Source organism: Synechococcus sp. CBW1006, from assembly GCF_015840525.1.
GTDB lineage: Bacteria > Cyanobacteriota > Cyanobacteriia > PCC-6307 > Cyanobiaceae > CBW1002.
Genome location: NZ_CP060396.1, coordinates 1,466,422 through 1,483,745 on the forward strand (window position 1 = coordinate 1,466,422; position 17,324 = coordinate 1,483,745).

General features: G+C 65.5%; 19 protein-coding genes. 9 read left to right on the forward strand and 10 right to left on the reverse strand.

The window, feature by feature from the left end; genetic code table 11:
• Nucleotides 1–11: 11 nt before the first annotated feature.
• Together H8F26_RS06955 and H8F26_RS06960 are read right to left on the reverse strand one after the other, a co-directional pair.
• A complete protein-coding gene (locus H8F26_RS06955; RefSeq protein WP_197158514.1) occupies nt 12–767 on the reverse strand; it encodes an SDR family NAD(P)-dependent oxidoreductase in 756 nt (251 codons plus the stop codon).
• A gap of 31 nt (nt 768–798) precedes the next feature.
• Complete coding sequence (locus H8F26_RS06960) at nt 799–1,134, reverse strand: hypothetical protein (RefSeq protein WP_197158515.1); 336 nt, start codon at nt 1,132–1,134, stop codon at nt 799–801.
• 269 nt (nt 1,135–1,403) lie between these two features.
• On the opposite strand from H8F26_RS06960, the gene H8F26_RS06965 reads away from it, so the two are divergent.
• Both H8F26_RS06965 and H8F26_RS06970 read left to right on the forward strand, forming a co-directional pair.
• Entirely contained in the window at nt 1,404–1,748 is a 345-nt protein-coding gene (locus H8F26_RS06965; protein ID WP_197158516.1) for a hypothetical protein, read from the forward strand.
• Nucleotides 1,749–1,852: 104 nt separating this feature from the next.
• The gene (locus H8F26_RS06970) at nt 1,853–2,320 is read left to right on the forward strand and encodes a hypothetical protein (RefSeq protein WP_197158517.1); all 468 of its coding nucleotides are present in this window, start codon (nt 1,853–1,855) and stop codon (nt 2,318–2,320) included.
• Nucleotides 2,321–2,406: 86 nt separating this feature from the next.
• Here H8F26_RS06970 and H8F26_RS06975 read toward each other — a convergent pair whose 3' ends face one another.
• From H8F26_RS06975 to H8F26_RS06990, 4 genes are all read right to left on the reverse strand, one after another.
• The gene (locus H8F26_RS06975) at nt 2,407–4,104 is read right to left on the reverse strand and encodes a hypothetical protein (protein WP_197158518.1); all 1,698 of its coding nucleotides are present in this window, start codon (nt 4,102–4,104) and stop codon (nt 2,407–2,409) included.
• Nucleotides 4,105–4,253: 149 nt separating this feature from the next.
• Complete coding sequence (locus H8F26_RS06980; RefSeq protein ID WP_197154297.1) at nt 4,254–5,747, reverse strand: IS66 family transposase; 1,494 nt, start codon at nt 5,745–5,747, stop codon at nt 4,254–4,256.
• Nucleotides 5,748–5,974: 227 nt separating this feature from the next.
• The gene (locus H8F26_RS06985; protein ID WP_197158519.1) at nt 5,975–6,721 is read right to left on the reverse strand and encodes a calcium-binding protein; all 747 of its coding nucleotides are present in this window, start codon (nt 6,719–6,721) and stop codon (nt 5,975–5,977) included.
• A gap of 138 nt (nt 6,722–6,859) precedes the next feature.
• On the reverse strand, nt 6,860–7,621 hold the full coding sequence (locus tag H8F26_RS06990; protein ID WP_197158520.1) for a response regulator transcription factor: 762 nt from the start codon (nt 7,619–7,621) through the stop codon (nt 6,860–6,862).
• Between the two features lie 122 nt (nt 7,622–7,743).
• On the opposite strand from H8F26_RS06990, the gene H8F26_RS06995 reads away from it, so the two are divergent.
• Nucleotides 7,744–8,535, forward strand: a complete 792-nt coding sequence (locus H8F26_RS06995; RefSeq protein ID WP_197159038.1) for an ABC transporter ATP-binding protein — start codon at nt 7,744–7,746, stop codon at nt 8,533–8,535.
• Between the two features lie 45 nt (nt 8,536–8,580).
• Here the strand turns inward: H8F26_RS06995 and H8F26_RS07000 are convergent, their stop codons facing one another.
• Nucleotides 8,581–9,141 (reverse strand): DUF1543 domain-containing protein, encoded by a 561-nt coding sequence (locus tag H8F26_RS07000; RefSeq protein ID WP_197158521.1) that lies wholly within the window; start codon nt 9,139–9,141, stop codon nt 8,581–8,583.
• 39 nt (nt 9,142–9,180) lie between these two features.
• Here H8F26_RS07000 and H8F26_RS07005 point away from each other — a divergent pair, with 39 nt between their 5' ends.
• The 4 genes from H8F26_RS07005 to cysC all read left to right on the forward strand — a co-directional run bounded on the left by H8F26_RS07005 (nt 9,181) and on the right by cysC (nt 11,130).
• Nucleotides 9,181–9,390, forward strand: a complete 210-nt coding sequence (locus tag H8F26_RS07005; protein ID WP_197158522.1) for a hypothetical protein — start codon at nt 9,181–9,183, stop codon at nt 9,388–9,390.
• Nucleotides 9,391–9,515: 125 nt separating this feature from the next.
• Complete coding sequence (locus H8F26_RS07010) at nt 9,516–9,803, forward strand: cell division protein SepF (protein ID WP_197158523.1); 288 nt, start codon at nt 9,516–9,518, stop codon at nt 9,801–9,803.
• Entirely contained in the window at nt 9,804–10,406 is a 603-nt protein-coding gene (locus tag H8F26_RS07015) for a hypothetical protein (protein ID WP_231605521.1), read from the forward strand.
• A 64-nt stretch (nt 10,407–10,470) separates the two neighbouring features.
• Complete coding sequence (gene cysC, locus H8F26_RS07020) at nt 10,471–11,130, forward strand: adenylyl-sulfate kinase (RefSeq protein ID WP_197158524.1); 660 nt, start codon at nt 10,471–10,473, stop codon at nt 11,128–11,130.
• Here the strand turns inward: cysC and H8F26_RS07025 are convergent.
• Together H8F26_RS07025 and purE are read right to left on the reverse strand one after the other, a co-directional pair.
• Nucleotides 11,123–12,205, reverse strand: coding sequence for an AI-2E family transporter (locus H8F26_RS07025; RefSeq protein ID WP_197158525.1), 1,083 nt, complete (start codon nt 12,203–12,205; stop codon nt 11,123–11,125). The two genes, cysC and H8F26_RS07025, sit on opposite strands and share 8 nt — an antisense overlap.
• Complete coding sequence (gene purE, locus H8F26_RS07030; RefSeq protein ID WP_197159040.1) at nt 12,198–12,698, reverse strand: 5-(carboxyamino)imidazole ribonucleotide mutase; 501 nt, start codon at nt 12,696–12,698, stop codon at nt 12,198–12,200. The genes H8F26_RS07025 and purE overlap by 8 nt, the downstream gene beginning before the upstream one ends.
• 173 nt (nt 12,699–12,871) lie before the next feature.
• Here purE and H8F26_RS07035 point away from each other — a divergent pair, with 173 nt between their 5' ends.
• Both H8F26_RS07035 and bchM read left to right on the forward strand, forming a co-directional pair.
• Complete coding sequence (locus tag H8F26_RS07035; protein WP_197158526.1) at nt 12,872–14,026, forward strand: N-acetylglucosamine-6-phosphate deacetylase; 1,155 nt, start codon at nt 12,872–12,874, stop codon at nt 14,024–14,026.
• A gap of 38 nt (nt 14,027–14,064) precedes the next feature.
• Entirely contained in the window at nt 14,065–14,763 is a 699-nt protein-coding gene (bchM, locus tag H8F26_RS07040) for a magnesium protoporphyrin IX methyltransferase (protein ID WP_197158527.1), read from the forward strand.
• A 33-nt stretch (nt 14,764–14,796) separates the two neighbouring features.
• On the opposite strand, the gene gghA is transcribed toward bchM, so the two are convergent.
• Complete coding sequence (gene gghA / locus H8F26_RS07045; protein WP_197158528.1) at nt 14,797–17,238, reverse strand: glucosylglycerol hydrolase; 2,442 nt, start codon at nt 17,236–17,238, stop codon at nt 14,797–14,799.
• Between the last annotated feature and the right edge of the window lie 86 nt (nt 17,239–17,324).

Genomic DNA, 17,324 nt, shown 5'->3' on the forward strand with positions numbered 1-17,324 from the left:
CTCTGCTGCGATCAGATCGATGAGGAGAATCCTCCGTCCACGGGGATGGCGGCACCCGTGATGTAGTTCGAAGCGGCACTGGCCAAGAACACGGCCACCCCCTCGAGGTCGTCTGGAGTGCCCCAGCGCCCTGCGGGGGTGCGGGCCAGCACTTGTTCGTGCAGGCCCGGGATCTGTGTACGCCCTGCACGCGTGAGATCGGTGTCGATCCACCCGGGCAGAACGGCATTGACCTGAATGTTGTCCGGAGCCCAGGCCACCGCCAGCGACTTGGTGAGCTGCAGGATACCCCCTTTGCTTGCTCCGTAGGCAGCCGAAAACGAAGCGCCAAAGATGGACAGCATTGAGCCGATGTTGATAATCTTGCCGCCTGAGCGTTTCATCAGCGGATAGGCAGCGCGAGCACACAGGAACGTGCTGGACAGGTTCGTGCAGATGACGTCGTTCCACTCGGCAAGAGAGAGATCCTGGGCGGGTGCGCGAATGGTGATGCCCGCATTGTTCACGAGGATGTCCAGGCGCCCATGGCGCCGCTCGATCTGCCTCACCAGCTCGGTGACTGCGTGCTCATCGGTGACATCGGTCTGGATCGCCATCGCCTCGAGGTCGATGGCGCTGAGTGCGCGAAGCGCTGATTCGGACTTCGCGGCATCTCGAGCGGCAATCACCACATGAGCCCCTGCCTTGGCCAGGCCGGTGGCTATCCCAAGCCCGATTCCTCCGTTGCCGCCCGTGATCACAGCGACTCGTGATGCGAGAGAGAACACCTGGGAATTCCTGCTGGTGGTGAAGCCTGCTTTATGAGCAGCTTAAAGACGTCCTATGGGTGGAAGGGGATTGAGGATCACGCAGTGAAACCGAGAAGTCTTGCTTGCCTGTGCCCAGGTGGGGAGTGCGTGATGTCTTCTGTCCTGGCAGATCCTGATCAACTTCGTTTTGGCTTTGCGGGTTCTCCAGCTGCGCGCCTTGCCCGCTGTTGTGATGCAGCAGCAGTGCGTGAATACCGGCATCGGCTGCGATTTTAACAGTGGCGCGATGGGCGGCTTCCATCAGTATCAGCACCTTGGTGGGTGAGCTGCGACGGTCCAACTCCCCTGACCACCCGTAGACCGGACCGTCCTGCAGGGCCACCATGGTGACCACCAGCCGGCGCCCCTGGCTGGCTCCAGTCGCACTCCACCCCTGAAGATCGTTCAACAGCAGCACCCCGAAGGTGCGGCTGGGGTTGCAGACCAGTCCCCGGTGATGCGTGGGGTCGTGCAGGGCACGGAGGTCTGGGAAAGAGGAATCAAGCTGTGAATCGGAAGCTTTCCTCCAATGCTTACCGGCGTCATGCGCAAGATTTCATTGTATGGCTGGATGCTTCGGCTGAAAGATCCGCTTCAGCCCTTTCGTTGGAAGGAGTGATCACAGATCCATTCCGTACCCTCGCCCCGGCCCGGGCCCTCCTTGAGGAGAGGCTCGGCCCCCCATCGGCAGGGATCGGCAGGGTCTCCTGGGCCCTGGTCCAACGCACGGTCGAAAGCGGTCAGTGGCCGCAGGGCAAAGCGGAAGGATCCGTCGGCGGGCCCAGCCGTGACACGCTCCGCCATGGCGAGGCTCTGGCGGCCACCCAACAGCGAATCATCCTGCACCTCGAGCGGATGGAGCAGCGCCTGGAGCGCCTGGAGCTGCTGCTGCTCCACCTTCTGGACCGTCAGGCCGGACCGCCGACCTTTCCGCCGACCTCGCCATCTCCGCCCACCTGACCCCACAGACTGCATTTCCCTGGATGCCTCCCTGGCCGCCGCGACACACACGGCAGCTGCGCCCCATCGGCCCGATCCTGGGAACAATGACACCCCCCTCTACGATGGGCCTTCCTTCCGATCAGCCGCTGAAATCCTCGTCGGGGGAGCCCCAGCGCCGCAGCGGCCGTTACCGCTACCACGGCGGCAAGCCCGCTGATCCCAACGAGGGCGTGCATCCCGAAATGGTCGACTCCGACCCGTCTGAGCCGCCGGCGACCGGCATTCCCGGCAGCCCCGATGAACTGATCGCCATGCAGGCCAGGTCCGAGCGTCCGGAGAAGCCCGACCGGGAGCTGAGTGCCAGGGTGCAGGAGGTGCTCGATCTGATCGAACAGCTCGATACCAGCGCCGCCGAAGACCAGCAGATCGCCCTGACGCTGGTCCGCCACCTGGAGGGTTTCCACGATGAGGTGGTGGAGGAGATGAAGGCCGACGAGCAGGCCAAGCACAGCCAGATCGTTGCCTGGTCAATCGATGCTGACCGGCTGATGCGCAGCCGCATCCTGCTCGAATCCGTCGACCTGGAATGAGCCGAGGGGCCAACCCGTCCTGATTCCCCCCAGAAGCCTTCGCGGCCCCTGAGGGGAGAGATCGGCATCCTCCTGGGCGCGATGAGTCAGCTCAGCAGCACCGCCCCCTGGGTCAGATCTGCGACCATAATCCCGCTCAGGTTGATAGTTTGAGCATTGAAGCCCAGATCCACCAGAGTGCCGCCGGGCTGATCCATGAATCCCGGCAGGATGGATTCGTTCCGGAAGACGGTCAGATCCAGCACGTCTTCGCTGGGATTGAAGCCATCAATCGTGAGCGATTGTCCCCAGGCGTAGGGGATCACGATGCGCTCCGCCACGCCACTCTGTGCCATCAGATACGTATCCGTGCTGTTGACCAAGATGCCGGTTACATGATCGACCTGCGAGCCGTTGCCTGGATCCGAAAGCTCATCGGTGATGTCGTCATCTGGAAGCAGTGGCTGGATGGCCCACGGAAGGAGCGGCTGGATGGGCTCGCCTGTGATCATGTCAGACTCTGGGTCTGTGTGCTCCTCGTCGGAGATCAGCTCAACTCTGCCCGTGCCTGCAAGGGCCTGGCCTTTGGCATCGAGGAGCTGGACATCTCGGGCTATATCAAACTTAGAAAGATCAAAATCCTCAAGAATCGCAATGTTGGTGCCAGTTGTTGTGGAGATCCTGCCCAATCCGTCCGTCTCGGAATAGGTGATCAGGAGATCAGAGCCTGAACTGACCCCGTCGTAGGCCTCCATGACGATCTGAATCTGATCAACGCCTCCTGTGAAGTCTTCAATGGTGTTAGTGCCGCCATTGAGCAGGAAGGTGTCGCGACCCCCACGGCCGGCGAGGGTGTCGTTGCCCTGGCCGCTGACCAGGAGGTTGTCAGCATGGTCGCCGCGGATGATGTCATCGCGGTCCGAACCCACGATGTTCTCGATCCCATAGAGGTAGTCCAGGTCTGCACCTTCCGCCACCATCGGCTTGCCCAGCTCACGGATGCCGTTGTGCAGCAGCACCGCTCCATCCACCGTGGTGGCCATGTCCACCGTGATGCCCTGGGTGGCGCTGTTGCTGGCATAGCCGTAGAAGGCCGTGTCGATGCCCTCCCCGCCATAGAGAAGATTGGAGCCGCCGCCGCCCATGAGGATGTCGTCCCCCGCGAGTCCGTAGAGCACGGCGCGGCTCATGTCGGGATGGTTGGCGCTGGGTGAGTGGTGACCCTCCAGGATGTCGTCGAGCGCTGTGCCGCTGAAGGAGGAGACGCCGTTGACCCCCTTGCTGACGGTGGTAGCCCCGTGGGCACCGAGGATGATCATCGAATCGCCGCCCAGCTGATCGAGGCCATCCAGGTTCACGCTCCGCTCGCCTTCCTGCATCTGCAGTTGCGATGAAGTGCCATCGGCGATCACGTAGCTGCGGCGCAGGGTGGAGAAGGCCAGGTCTGCCAGGTCGGTATTGGAGAGATGGCCGAGTCCGTTGCGCTGCGCGTGGGCGAGCATGGCATCCATGTCAAAGGTGACATCGGCGAGATAGGCGGGGGCGCCATTGATCTCCTGCATGACATAGAAGCCTCCGCTGTTGCTGGAGAACTGCTTGGCCACGATCTGGGGCTTGTCTTTGTCCGGATGCAGGTTGAGGATCAGGGAGTCTTCGTAGGGGTTGAAGTCCGTGATGATCTGCGCCTTGCTCCACTGCAGTGAGTAGGAGGGGGCAGTGCTGTCGTTGGAGTTCAGGTATTCGAGCAGTCCCTGTCCCAGATTCAGGGCTGAAGAGAGAGCAAAGTTCCCTGTGGCAAGTGCCACTATGCTCGCGCGTCCCAGCCCCTTTGCGGCGACGGAGTGGGAAAACGCGGTGTATCCGTTCAGGGGCCGTGACGCAGCCGCGCAGCATTCACCGCCCTTGATCGCTGATCACCAAGCGACCACAGACACCACGATCGATGACGGCCGGCTCAGGGATTCGGCAACAGCGATGGCATCTCACCGCCGCGATGATGGGCGATCAAGGCCTGCTCCAGGAACTGCCAGATATCACGGCCCTGTTGCCGCAGGCTGGTGGTGACCGTGAGCAACCTGCTGCGGCAGATTGCACCCTGGCGGGATTGGACGCCATGGCTGATCTTGCGCTGAATCACCGAATGGCGCAGGGCACGCTCGGCTGCGTTGTTGGTGGGCTCGATCCCTTCAATCTCCAGGAAGGTCCAGAGGCCATCGCTCACTTGCAGCAACTGATGGCAGGTACGCACCGTCTTGGCCCACGGCGTTCGCTCGCCGCGCTGGCAGCCCAGCTCCACAACCCGCTGCAGCGTGCCCACAAACGCCTGGCGGATCGGCCGACAGCCCTGCTGCAACGTGGACCAGTCGATCGTTCCGTCTTTGTAGCGGTGCCACTGGGCAAACAGCTGCTGCTGCAGGCCCAGCAGCTCCGCTCCAATCTCACCGCTGGCGCCCTGACGGTCAGCGATGGCGGTGAGATCGCGGATCACGTGCGCCCAGCACAGCTGGCGCTGCTCCAGCGGGAGATGGTTGTAGGCGGAGAAGCGATCGCTCACCACAATTCCGCCAAAGGCATTCCCGAGCAGGTCGATCGCGGCGGCAGCCGAGCGGCTCAGGCTCTGCAAGAACACTGTCACCCCCATGGCGGTCACCATGACCCACTCCCAGCCGCGCCGGCCATCGGGGTTGCCACCGTCAGCATTACCGGTGGGGGCACCGGTTTCATCGACGTAGACCACCGACTGCTGACGGGCAAACGCAAGGGCCTCCTGCATGGGCTGCTCCAGTGCTGCACTCAAGCGCTGGCGGATAGTGGCCATCGCTCCCCGGCTGATCTGTACCCCCAGCAGCTGATCCAGCAGCGCCTGGGTCTTGCTGAAACTCAACGGGAAGGCACTACCCAGCAGACCCACCAGAGCACTGAGCCGGGGACCGTAATGGCTTACTTCCACCTCCGCCGGTAACGAGGCACAGGTGCTGGTGGAACAGCAGGGGCAGACCAGGCGGTGCAGCCGGTGCTCGATCACCAGAGGCGTGATCGGTGGAATCTCGATCACCTGGTGCCTCAAGGGCTCGGGATCCTGACCCTGTAGCAACGTGCCGCAGCGGCGGCAGGCCTGGGGGTGGTGCTCGACCACCTCATCCACCCGCTCGATCGGCAGCAGCTCCGGCCCAGATCCGGGATGGCCCGGCTGGCCGCCGCGCTTGCGGCCACTGCCCTTGCGTCGTTCGGGCGGCCTAAACCCCTGGCCATCACTGGAGGGAGGCTTGGAAGAATTGCGGGAGCTGCGGCCGATCCGCTCGCGCAGATGGGCCAGTTCGGTCGCCAGGGCGGTGAGCTGGACGCGGAGCTGCACCATCTCCTCCTGTTGAGCCAGGATGAACTCCCTGGCACCAGCTGGCCACGACAACCAGTCCACCTCGGAAATGCCAGCAGGAGGGGCGCCCATCTCAAGCAGTCTCTGCCTGAGATGCAAACGGGAATCAGGACGCCGTCAAGGGTTCAGCAGAGACGATGTTCGCCGCGTGCTGTCCCGACCCCTGAATGCTTACAACGCGGTTTCCACGCCTTCATTGAATTGAAGCGCAGGTGCCACCAGTGGGCTCAGCACGAAGGTGTCGAAGCCGCTGCCGCCGCTCAGGCGGTTCTGGTCGCTCCCTGCCATCGTATCCACGATCAGCCAGTCATCCCGGCGCCCCCCATCAGGGTGTCTGTGCCGGTGCCGCTCAGCAGGCGATCGTTGCCATCTCCGCCGTGGAGCAGGTCGTGATCGTTGCCTCTCTCCAGCAAGTCCTGGCCGTCGCCTCCCTCGAGCGTGTCGTTGTGGTTGCCGCCCAGCAGATGGTCGTTGCCGCTTCCTCCTCGGAGTAGGTCATAGCCATTTTGGCCATAGATCGTGTCATTGCCTCCGCCACCATCGATGCGGTCATTGTGGTGGTAGAACTCCTCGCCACTTGATGTTTTCGCCGAGTTGTATCCCACGATGAGGTTGTCCTGGGAATTGCCGTAAATCTCGCTGGGAACGTAAAAGCCGGTGCCTCCTGACTGTTGTTGTGATCCCCAGTTGGGTTTGTCCAGGTTGGTCGAGCCTTCTGCCATGTGCGTCGCGCCGGTGGAATACACCCATGCATTCGTCCAGCGACCCATGCCTACATAGTGCCTGCTGTGGTGCAGCAGGGTTCCGCTGGGTGCTCCGCCCATGCTTTCTGTTGCCGTCGAGAAATGGAGGGTCTCTGTGGAGGGGGGTAAAGAAAGCGTTTCCCAGGTGCTGGTTGGGTCGGGGTCTGCATGCAACCCTTCTGCTTCTTGAACCAGTAGATCCCCTTCGGAATCCAGGGATTCGTAGGCGCTGATCTCAGGAGTCACAGCCGTGATCGGTTCGCTCGAGATGGGAAGTTCTGGATGGAGGGTGAGAGGGTTCATGGCGGATCTGATTTCTCTTGATCCCAGAGTGCAATCAGCGCCGTTCGATTCCATCCCGCACATGCAGGATGGCTCTGCAGGATCCTTCAACTGCAGGGGTGCTGTGCAGCATCCCTGGTCCGTTGGCTGATCCTGTGTTCAGGTGTTCGTCCAGTGCAGATAGCCCTGCCGCACGCCCGCCAGTACGGCCGCGGTGCGGTTATCCACCCGGAGCTTGCGCAGGATGTTCTGGACGTGGTCGCGGGCCGTCACCTCGGCGATGGACAACCGACCGGCGATCTCCCGGTTCGAGCAGCCTTCTGCTACGAGCTGCAGGATCTCCATCTCGCGTTCCGAGAGCTCGTCGCTGGCCCGCTCGCGTGTTTCCAGGGCGAGCCGGCACTCCGGATCGAGGTAGCGCTGGCCGGTTTCCAGTGCTTCCAGGGCCTCCAGCAACGCGCCTTGCCCGATGTTGTGCTGCACCAGCAGCGCATCCACACCGGCATCGATCGCGGTTTTCACAGTGGTGCGATGGGCGGCATCCATCAGCATCAGCACCTTGGTGGGTGAGCTGCGACGGTGCAACTCTCCTGACCACCCGTAGACCGGGCCATCCTGAAGGGCCACTGTGGTGACCACCAGCAGGCGCCCCTGGACCCGCTCGATCAGCGAGCGCCCCTCATTGCTGGTGTGGGCGATGCCTACCAGCCGCTGGCTGACTCCAGTGGCACGCCACTCCTGAAGATGGCTCAACAGCAGCACCCCGAAGGTGCGGTTGGGGTTGCAGACCAGCACCTGGTAGTGGCTGAGGAGTTCCATCACCAGCCGGGTCCGCTCCACCAGTCCCAGGTGATGCGTGGCGTCGTGAAGGGCCCGCAGGCCTGGGAAGGAGGAATCGAGCGGTGAATCGGAAGCTGTCATCCCATACTCAGCCGCGTCCTGCGCAAGACATCATTTTATGGCTGGATGCTTCGTCTGAAAGATCCTCTTCAGCTGTCTCCGCCTTGGTGCGCAACCATGTGGGTCGATGGTCCGGGCTCCGCTTGCTCACCCCCACCCCCTATCTGGAGCTTGAGGCGGTCGAGGTCTGGCTCGGACCTCGCCGCGTCTTCGACGACCTCTCCCTGCAGCTGCACCTGGGCGAACACACGGTGATCCTGGGGCCCAACGGCTCCGGCAAGAGTTCCCTGATCAAGCTGCTCAGCCGCGAGCTCTACCCCGTGGTCAGGCCAGGCTCCCGGCTGCGGATCTTCGGCAGCGAGACGGTGAACCTCTGGCAGCTGCGCGGCCGGATCGGCCTGGTGTCTCAGGATCTGCAGGCGGGTTATGTCGGCCGCGTGCCCGCTGCTGATGTGGTGCTCTCCGGCTTCTTCGGCTCGGTGGGGATCGGCCGCAGTCAGCAGCCCACCCTCCCCCAGCGCCAGCGGGTGGCCGAGCTGATGGAGCAGCTGGGGCTGGCCGATCTGGTGGAACGGCCCTATGCCCAGCTGTCCGATGGCCAGCGGCGCCGGTTGCTGCTGGCCCGGGCCCTGGTGCACAACCCCGAGGTGCTGGTGCTCGATGAACCCACCAACGGCCTCGACCTCCAGGCGAAGCACCAGCTCCTGGCGATCCTGCGGCAGCTGGCCCAGTCCGGCACCACCCTGCTGCTGGTCACCCATCAGATCGAGGCGATCCTTCCCGAGATCAGCCGAGCCGTGCTGCTGAACCAGGGGCGGGTGGTGAACGAGGGCCCCGCCGACGCTCTGCTGCAGGACGCTCCCCTCAGCGCCCTGTTCGACACCCCCTTGAAGGTGTGCACCGCCAACGGCTACCGCCAGGTGGTGCCGGCCTGAAGGCCCTGATCGCGTTCGTTGGCATCACGATCAGCCTGATCGCGATCAGACGTCATCCCGATCGATGCGCCGGTAGCCGAACCAGTCGGGCACCAGGGGCTGATGGCGCCCCTGCGGATCGGGGATCAGGTGCACGTGCAACGCTCCCACCTGCGCCAGGGGGAGGCAGTCGTCCGCCTCCGGCAGCACCTGGAGCAGGGAGAGATCGTCTTTGTGCTGCTCGGTGGCTCCCACCAGCCAGCGGCTCTTGGCCCTGGCCTTGGCGGCCTGGGGTGAGCGGGCCACCACCAGTCCGAACTGGTGCAACTCCGCCAGCTGCCGAGGGTCGTAGGCACCGAGGTTCACGAAGTAGAGCCGTTCGGCGCTGGCCTGCTGGGGCTCTGGCTGCAGCATCACCTGGAAGCCATCCACGCGATGCACGGCCACATAGCTGTCGATGTGCAGCCCGCGCCGCTGCCCGAACCACTGGGCGCGCAGGGCTGGGATGGTGGCCTCGATGCAGTCGCCCGCCACAAAGCGCACATCGTGCAGCTCCACGTGGCAGCGGGCCGTCCGGCCGCCGAGCACCACCAGGAACAGGAGGGGAGTCGCTGGCGCGTCGGTCACGGTTAACAGATCTTTACATTAGTCTGAGGGACCACCGGAGTGCCCGTGGACATCTTGTTCCCCATCCTCTATCTGATTGTCTTTGCGGTGCTGCTCGGCGGCTCCTTCGCCCTGATGAGCCAGGGATTCCGCCGCCCCAGTCCCCCAGCGGCGCCCCGTCATCCCGAAGCTCCCAAGCCTGGTGAGCCGGTGCTCTACGTGGATCTTCAACGCGAGCGGCTGGAAGCGCTCTATCAAGAGGCTTCCTGATCAAAGCGCGCGATCTGCTGCCCTGCTGATCCTCTGGAGCCGGATGAACGCCAGGCCAGCTGCCGGCAGGGCAGGCTGGATGCCCGGGTGATGATCCGGCATCCGGTCGACGCACCATCCCCCCGATGGATCTTGAGGGCACCTTGCAGGCCATCGACGACCCCTTCTGGATCCGTCCGATCGAAGTGGTTGTCGTGCATCCCGGCTCCTTCTCGGAGGGATGTGCGGCCCTGGTGCTGGTGCGCGAGCAGAAAACCATCCTCGTGGACCTCTCCCAGCTGGACGAGGATGTGGCCCAGCGGGTGGTCGACTTCCTCGCCGGCGGTGTCTTCGCCCTCGATGGCTCCTCCGAACGGGCCGGCGATCAGGTGTTCCTGTTCGCTCCTGAAAGCGTTTCGATCCAGCGCGACTGATTGCACGGCATTCAGCGCCATGTCCAGCGCGACATCCAGCACGACGCAACACCCCCCATGCCCTCCATCCAGCTCGACACCCTCGATGGCTGTGGCCTGGCGATCGGCGGGTATCCGCGCTTCCGCTACGACGCCCGCGGTGGTGGAGCGCTTGGCCACCTTTCCTCCCCTGGGGCTGAGGGTCTGCAGGACGTGCAGTTCGATCCAGCCGGCGTGGTGATCCCTGAGCTGTGCAGCCGAAACACCCGTCAGCTAGGCCTTCCTCTGCCGCCGTTTCTGCACATCGCCATCGTGCCCACCGCCCTGGCCGGTCAGCTGGATCCGGCCAGCGGCCAGCTCAGCCTGCAGTTCCAGGCCCGCTTCCGCTTCCGCATCGGCAGCCTCTACGCCGCTCCGGATCTGCTGGTGGACACCAGGCTCAGCACCGGGGCGGTGGCCAGCCGGCGGCATCGCCTCGCGGGCCGGCCGCTGGATGCCGCCGGGGAGGGGGTGCTGGTGGGAGTCGCCACCGTGCCCCCCTGCGGCGATCCGTGGCTGGATCGCTTTCTCGGCCTGCCGGATGAGGCGCTGGCGCTGCTGCGCTGCCGGCTGCAGAGCGTCTGAGGCCGGCAGCGCGGCGAGTGCGGGGGAGAATGCCTGCCTGCGTCCTCCTGTCCCGCGCCGCCCGATGACTGCCAGCCCCGCCTCGAATCCCGCCTACGGCGAGCTCACCAGCCGGGGGGCTTCCACCAACATCGTGTGGCACCACTCCACGGTGACCCGGGCCGCCCGGGCCCACCAGCGCGGCCACCGCAGCGCCATTCTCTGGTTCACCGGGCTGAGTGGTGCCGGCAAGAGCACCCTGGCCAACGCCGTCAACTCGGCTCTGTTCGAGCAGGGCCTGGCCTGCTATGTGCTCGATGGCGACAACATCCGCCACGGGCTCTGCAAGGACCTGGGCTTCTCGGATGCCGATCGGGAGGAGAACATCCGCCGCATCGGTGAAGTGGCCAAGCTCTTCCTGGATGCCGGCGTGGTGGTGCTCACCGCCTTCGTGTCGCCATTCCGGGCGGATCGTGACAAGGCCCGCTCGCTGGTGGAGTCCGGCGATTTCATCGAGATCCACTGTGCCGCCGACCTGAGCATCTGCGAAGACCGCGACACCAAGGGCCTTTATGCCAAGGCCCGAGCGGGTGAGATCAAGGAATTCACCGGCATTTCCAGCCCCTACGAGGAACCGGAGAACCCCGAACTGCGGGTCGATACCGGCAGTCAGAGTCTGGACGACTGCGTCGCCCAGGTGATCAGCCACCTCGAGGCGCAGGGCATCATCCCGGCGGTCAACTGAGTGGCTCGCCCGGTGCCTCCCCTGCCCGCAAGCGTTCACCCCAGGCATCGAGGAAGGTCTTGACGCAGCTGGCCAGGGGCACCGCCAGGAGCAGGCCCAGCAGCTCCCCGAAGCCCATCAGGCTGCCCACCCGGGCCCCGATCGGCAGACTCACCAGCAGCCAGGCCGGCTGCAGCCCCACGATGCTGCCCATCAGCCGCGGCTGGATCACCTGATCCACCACCTGGCCGACGCTGATCGCGGCCGCCAGCACCTCCAGAGCGGTGCGGGGGTCTTCCAGCGCCAGCAGCACGCTCACCACCACGATCGTGAGGGCACTGGCGTAGGGGATCAAGGTGGTGAAGCCGATCGCCACGGCGAACAGCACGCCGTAGGGAATACCCAGCAGGGTGAACACCACGATCTGGGCGCCGCTGAGGATCAGGGCGAGCACCACCTGGCCGGCGAAGTAGCCGCGGAAGGTGCGTCCCAGGGTGGTGAGCACCAGGGAGCGCACCCCCGACGGTAACCAGATCCCGAGCCCCGCCACAATGGCGTCGCCGCCCAGCAGCAGGAAGGCGGCCAGCACCAGCACGATCAGCGTGTTGATCGTGATCCCCAGCGTGGTGCCCAGCAGGGCCAGCAGCTGCTGGCTCACCTGGCTGGCAATCCGGCTGGTGCGGCTGATCAGATCACTGCTGAGATTGCCGAAGTCGCTGGGGAGGCCCCGCTGCACGGCCCAGTCCTGCAGGTTCTGCAGCAGCAGTTCCCCCTCCGCCAGCCAGGAGGGCAGCGCATTGATCAGATCGCCGAGCTGCTGCACCAGCCGCGGCACCAGCCACAGCACCGCCAGGGCCACCAGCCCCAGGGCGCCCCCCAGCACCAGGGCCAGGGCCAGCAGCCGCGGCATGCCGCGATCCTTCAGCCAGCGGGCCGGCAGATCCAGCAGAAAGGCGATCAGGGCGGCCGCCAAAAACAGGGCTGGAAACGGCGCCAGGGGCAGCAGCAGCTGCCGCAGCACCCAGAGGTTGAGAACCAGCAGCGGCAGGGCGAGGCCGAACCGCAGCCAGGGGGGCAGCACCAGGCGCTCAAGCATGGGGCATCTGCTCCAGATACGTGCTGCTGCCGAGCTCCTGCAGGCGGGTGTCCTTGGCCACCACCTGGTCGTGCAGGTCGCTGCGGTAGGCCTCCAGCTGGGCGGCCAGCTCCGCATCGGCGGTGGCCAGGATCTGCAGCGCCAGCAGGGCGGCGTTGGTGCCATTGCCGATCGCCACCGTGGCCACCGGGATGCCGGCGGGCATCTGCACGATCGAATGGAGGGAATCCACGCCCCCCAGGGCCCGGGTCTGCACCGGCACGCCGATCACCGGCAAGGTGGTGAGCGAGGCCACCATGCCGGGCAGGTGGGCGGCGCCGCCGGCGCCGGCGATGATCACCTTCAGGCCGCGGCCTGCCGCTTCGCGGGCGAACTGCACCATCTCCAGGGGGGTGCGATGGGCCGAGAGCACCCGCACCTCCGCTTTCACCCCGAACCGCTCCAGCATCGCCACCCCGGGCTGCAGGGTCGGCAGGTCTGAATCGCTGCCCATGATCACCGCCACCCGCACGGGCTGGGCCTGGGGCGCCACCGCGTCGGCAGCGGATCCGGCAGCGGCAGCGGAAGGGGAGGACACCAAAGGGCAACGCCCGACGACGGGCCGAGGGAGCAAGCCAGAGAGGATGGCATCTTTCCGCCTGCCCCGCCGCCGGGTCGGCTTTCGCCATGCGCTGGCTCAGCCACGTCCGCCTGCCCCAGGCTTCCCCCTGCCGCCATGGCCACAACCGCTCCTGGCGGATCGGCATCGATGAGGCGGGTCAGATCGCTGTGGTGGAGCCGATCCCGGCCGGCAGCGCCGCCGCCGGTGAGGCCTGGGGGGGCGACTGGCTCAGCCCGGCCGGGGTGGATCTGCAGATCAACGGTGGCCTCGGCCTCGCCTTCCCGGAACTCACCCCGGCGGATCTGCCGACCTTGCTGCAGTTGCTGGAGCGGCTCTGGACGGATGGGGTGGAGGCGATCTGCCCCACCCTGGTGACCTGTGGTGTGGGTCCCCTGCGCCAGGCCCTGACGGTGTTGGACCAGGCCCGCCAGCAGCACCAGCCCGGGCGCTGCCGGCTGCTGGGCGCCCACCTGGAAGGCCCGTTTCTGGCGCCGCAACGGCGTGGTGCCCACCCAGCGCAGCACCTCTGCCCGCCCAGCCTGGAGGCCCTGCAGGAGCGCATCGGCGGCCATGAGGACGCCATCGATCTGGTGACCCTGGCCCCGGAGCTTGCCGGCGCCGAGGCCGTGATCGACGCCCTGCGGGCCCGGGGGATCGTGGTGAGCCTCGGCCATAGCGGCGCCGATGAGGCGGCAGCGCAGCACGCCTATGGGGCCGGCGTGACCATGGTGACCCACACCTTCAATGCCATGGACGGTCTGCAGCACCGCAGCCCCGGACCGGTGGCGGCGGCGATCCTGGCGGGCACTGTGGCCCTGGGCCTGATCGCCGACGGGGTGCATGTGGCCCCGTCGATGGCGGTGCTGCTGCAGCGGCTGGCGCCGGATCGGCTGGTGCTGGTGAGTGACGCCCTGGCGCCCTACGGACTGGGGGAAGGGGCTCACCGCTGGGATGAGCGGCTGCTGCTCGTGGAAGACGGCTCCTGCCGCCTGGAGGACGGCACCCTGGCTGGCGTCACCCTGCCCCTGCTGGAGGGGGTGCGGCGGCTCGCCAGCTGGAGCGGCCGGCCGGAGCAGGCGATCGCCGCGGCCACGGTGTCGCCGCGGCGGGTGCTTGGCGACGAACGCTCCGTGGAAACGATGCTGGTGGGCACCCCGCTCAGCGAGGCGTTGCGCTGGCATCAGGACGGCACGGGTCTGGCCTGGCGACGCGCTGCCTAGGATCCGCGCCACGATTCCCAGCGACGAATTCCAGCCCCATGCCCACGAAAGAAGCCGAGAAAGCCGTGGTGGAGGCCTATTTCAACAGCACCGGCTTCGAGCGCTGGAATCGCATCTACAGCGACAGCTCGGAGGTGAACCGGGTCCAGCGCAATATCCGCATCGGCCACCAGAAGACCGTCGATCAGGTGCTGGCCTGGCTGCAGGAGCAGGGTGATCTGGCCAACCGCAGCTTCTGTGATGCCGGCTGTGGCGTGGGCAGCCTCAGCCTGCCCCTGGCCCAGCTGGGGGCAGGATCGATCGCCGCCAGCGATCTGTCCGCCGCCATGGTGGAGGAAGCTGGCCGCCGGGCCGCCTCTGCCGGAATCTCCAGCGAGCAGCTGCGTTTCACGGCCTCTGATCTCGAGAGCCTCGAGGGCCACTACGACACGGTGATCTGCCTGGATGTGTTCATCCATTACCCCCAGGCGGCCGCTGAGGAGATGGTGCGCCATCTGGCCGGCATGGCGCAGAAGCGCCTGATCGTGAGCTTTGCCCCCTACACCCCCCTGCTGGCGCTGCTCAAGGGGATCGGCCAGCTGTTCCCCGGCCCCAGCAAGACCACCCGCGCCTACACCCTGCGCGAAGAGGGGATCGTCAAGGCGGCGATGGCCTGCGGCTTCCAGCCGATCCGCCGCAGCCTCAACAAGGCCCCCTTCTACTTCTCGCGGCTGATCGAATTCGAGAAGCGGGGCTGAGGTTCCAGGCCGCAGTCCTGGTGGCCTGAACCCTTAGCCTGCCAGGGGCTCCAACAGCAGCGCCTGGCTGTCACTCAGCGCGATCGCATCACCAGCCAGGTCGACTGCGGTGAGCTCCAGGCCCGGTGAGGCGAGCAGCAGCTGCCAGCCACCGCAGTGGCTCGGGAAGAGTTCCTGCAGACGGACCTCCATGGTCTCGCCGCCCATGTGGGCCACGAGGGCCACCCCATGCCGGGATGGATCCATCGTGATCGGTGGCTCCCAGCGCAGCCCATAGAAGATGGTGGTGGATGGGATGGCCAGCAGATTGAGCCGCTCTGCCGGAGCGAGGTTGTCGCCCAGCCAGGGCCGGGCCTGGCGGAAGCGCCGCAGCGAGAGGTTGAAGTCGGCCTGGGTGGGCTGCAGCCGATCGGCGTGCAACCAGACATTGCAGGCCTCGTGCACGTCTTCCATGAACTGGCGGGCGAATGATTTCAGCCAGAACACATCGATGCAGGCGGTCTCCACCGGCACGGCCCGCGCGCAGTGTTCGGCCATCCGTTCAAGGTCGTAATCGGTGTCCGTGATGGTCTCGACCAGCAGGGCGAGAAACCGCCGGAGCTGCCCCAGCTCAGCGAACCCCAGCTGTTTAATGCGGGGAAACAGTGCTGCCTCTGCAAACAACTCCGGCGTCACTTGCCAATCGAGGAATCCCGGCGCTTCCTCTGCCACCACCTTCACGGCATAGCGGTCGTCGGTGTTGCGAAAGAAGCCCCAGGGGGCGCGCATCAGACAGTGGATGAAATCCATCGGCAGCCCTGGCGCAAAGCCATAGGTGAGTGCCGCGATCGCCGGGTTGTCGTAGGCATTGTTGAGCACCTGCTGAAGATTGCTGCCCAGGTGGTGATTGATCGGCTCGTTCAGATCCACCTGGGTGCCGCGCCGCAGGGTGTCGTGGTTGCCGCAACCGGTGATCCAGTGGGAGCCGAACTGCATCTTCTCGCAGACGCGGTGCCATTTGTGCGCCCAGAAACCCTTCAGGGCCGGAGTGTTGTGGGCGAAGATCAGCGGTCCCCACTGGTAGGAATCCGGGCGCAGCTCCACCAGGTCTCGGTAGGTGGAGATCTCTTCCCAGCCCTCCGCCGGCCAGGGTCGACCATCCTCATAGATCACAAAGGGACGCCACTGATCGCCGCCGATCTCCTGAACGAGATCGCCCATCGCCAGCAGATAGGGATCGTCGTACTCGACCCGGCCGCTGATCGGGTTGAAGAACTTGAAATCCTGGCCGCCGTCGATTCGGATGCCGTCGGCGCCGGTGTTCACCTTGCGGCGCTGCATCTCCAGCAGGATCGCCCGTACCACGGGATTCTGATGATTCACATCCTGGCCGTACATGTTCGGCCCCTTGAGGAAACGGCCATTCAGCAGGTCGATCGCCTGATTGTCGGCATGGCCATACACCAGGTCGTAGATCAACCGGATCGGCCCGGTGGGGAAGGTATGCAACGTGGCGATGAAATCCACCAGCTCATCCGGCCGCAGGGTTTCCAGCAGGGCGGGGTTGGTGGCCGCTCCAGCGAAGATCACCACGTCGTAGCCCCAGTTCTGGAGATCGGGGCGACGCAGCTGCACCCGCACGGTTGCGGATTCACTGACGATGCCTTCGGTTTCCGGATCCAGCCTCTCTTCATCGCCGTCCCGCAGGCTGAAGAAGCCGTCCTCATGGGGCCTCCCTCCCCGGTATTCCACCGTGGGTTCGGTCGGCAGCAGCTGCACGGCGTCGTAGCCGAGGAAATTGGTTTCCGCCGGGGAGAGGTTCTCCCCACGGCTGAGCTTGCGGCCCAGCTCCCGGAACAGGGTCGTCAGCCCCGAGAGGTAGCCATTCGGGGATGCCGTTTTGATATGCAGCTGGAGAATGTTCCGCGGCGCTGGAACAACGGTAGGATTTTCATTGTGTGTCTGGAAATAGGCCAGATCCGCCCGCGTGCTCTGCAGTGACTCCAGGTCGTAGAGCTCGGCTGGGGCATAGACGCCGTAGGGGAAGGAGGTGCCGAGGCAGTCGCCCACGATGCACACGGCGTTGGTTTCCGGGCTGAGATAGCGGAGCCAGTAGAGGGAGCCGATTATCTCGCGGTTGCCCAGCTGCAGGCCACGCAGCACCCCCCAGTGGTAATCGCCCTGCTTCTCGAGCTGCACGTAGTCGCGGCGGAAGCGCACCTCCTGGTCGGCCAACGCCGGATCAATCGCCTGGCGGGGTGTGAACACCTCCAGCACGATGTTCTTCGGCTGAATCACACCGGTGGACAGCTCCGGCGTCCAGAAGCCGATCTCCGTCAGCCCATCGGCTCGTCCACGGGCCCCGAGGCGGGTGGCGAGCAGGCGTGCCTTTTCGAAGGTGGTGGCATCGCTGGACTCGATGGCCTCGGCCCAGGTGAGCAGCTCCGCAGTGGCGCCGGCCACCAGCTCGATGGACGCAGGTGGGGTGGCGGGCATCGATCTGTTGCTGTTGGTGGCGGACGGCTCTCCGAACGTCGGGTGCAAGGGAGCTGTGCCCCACCGTTGCACGCCTGCGGAGCGGC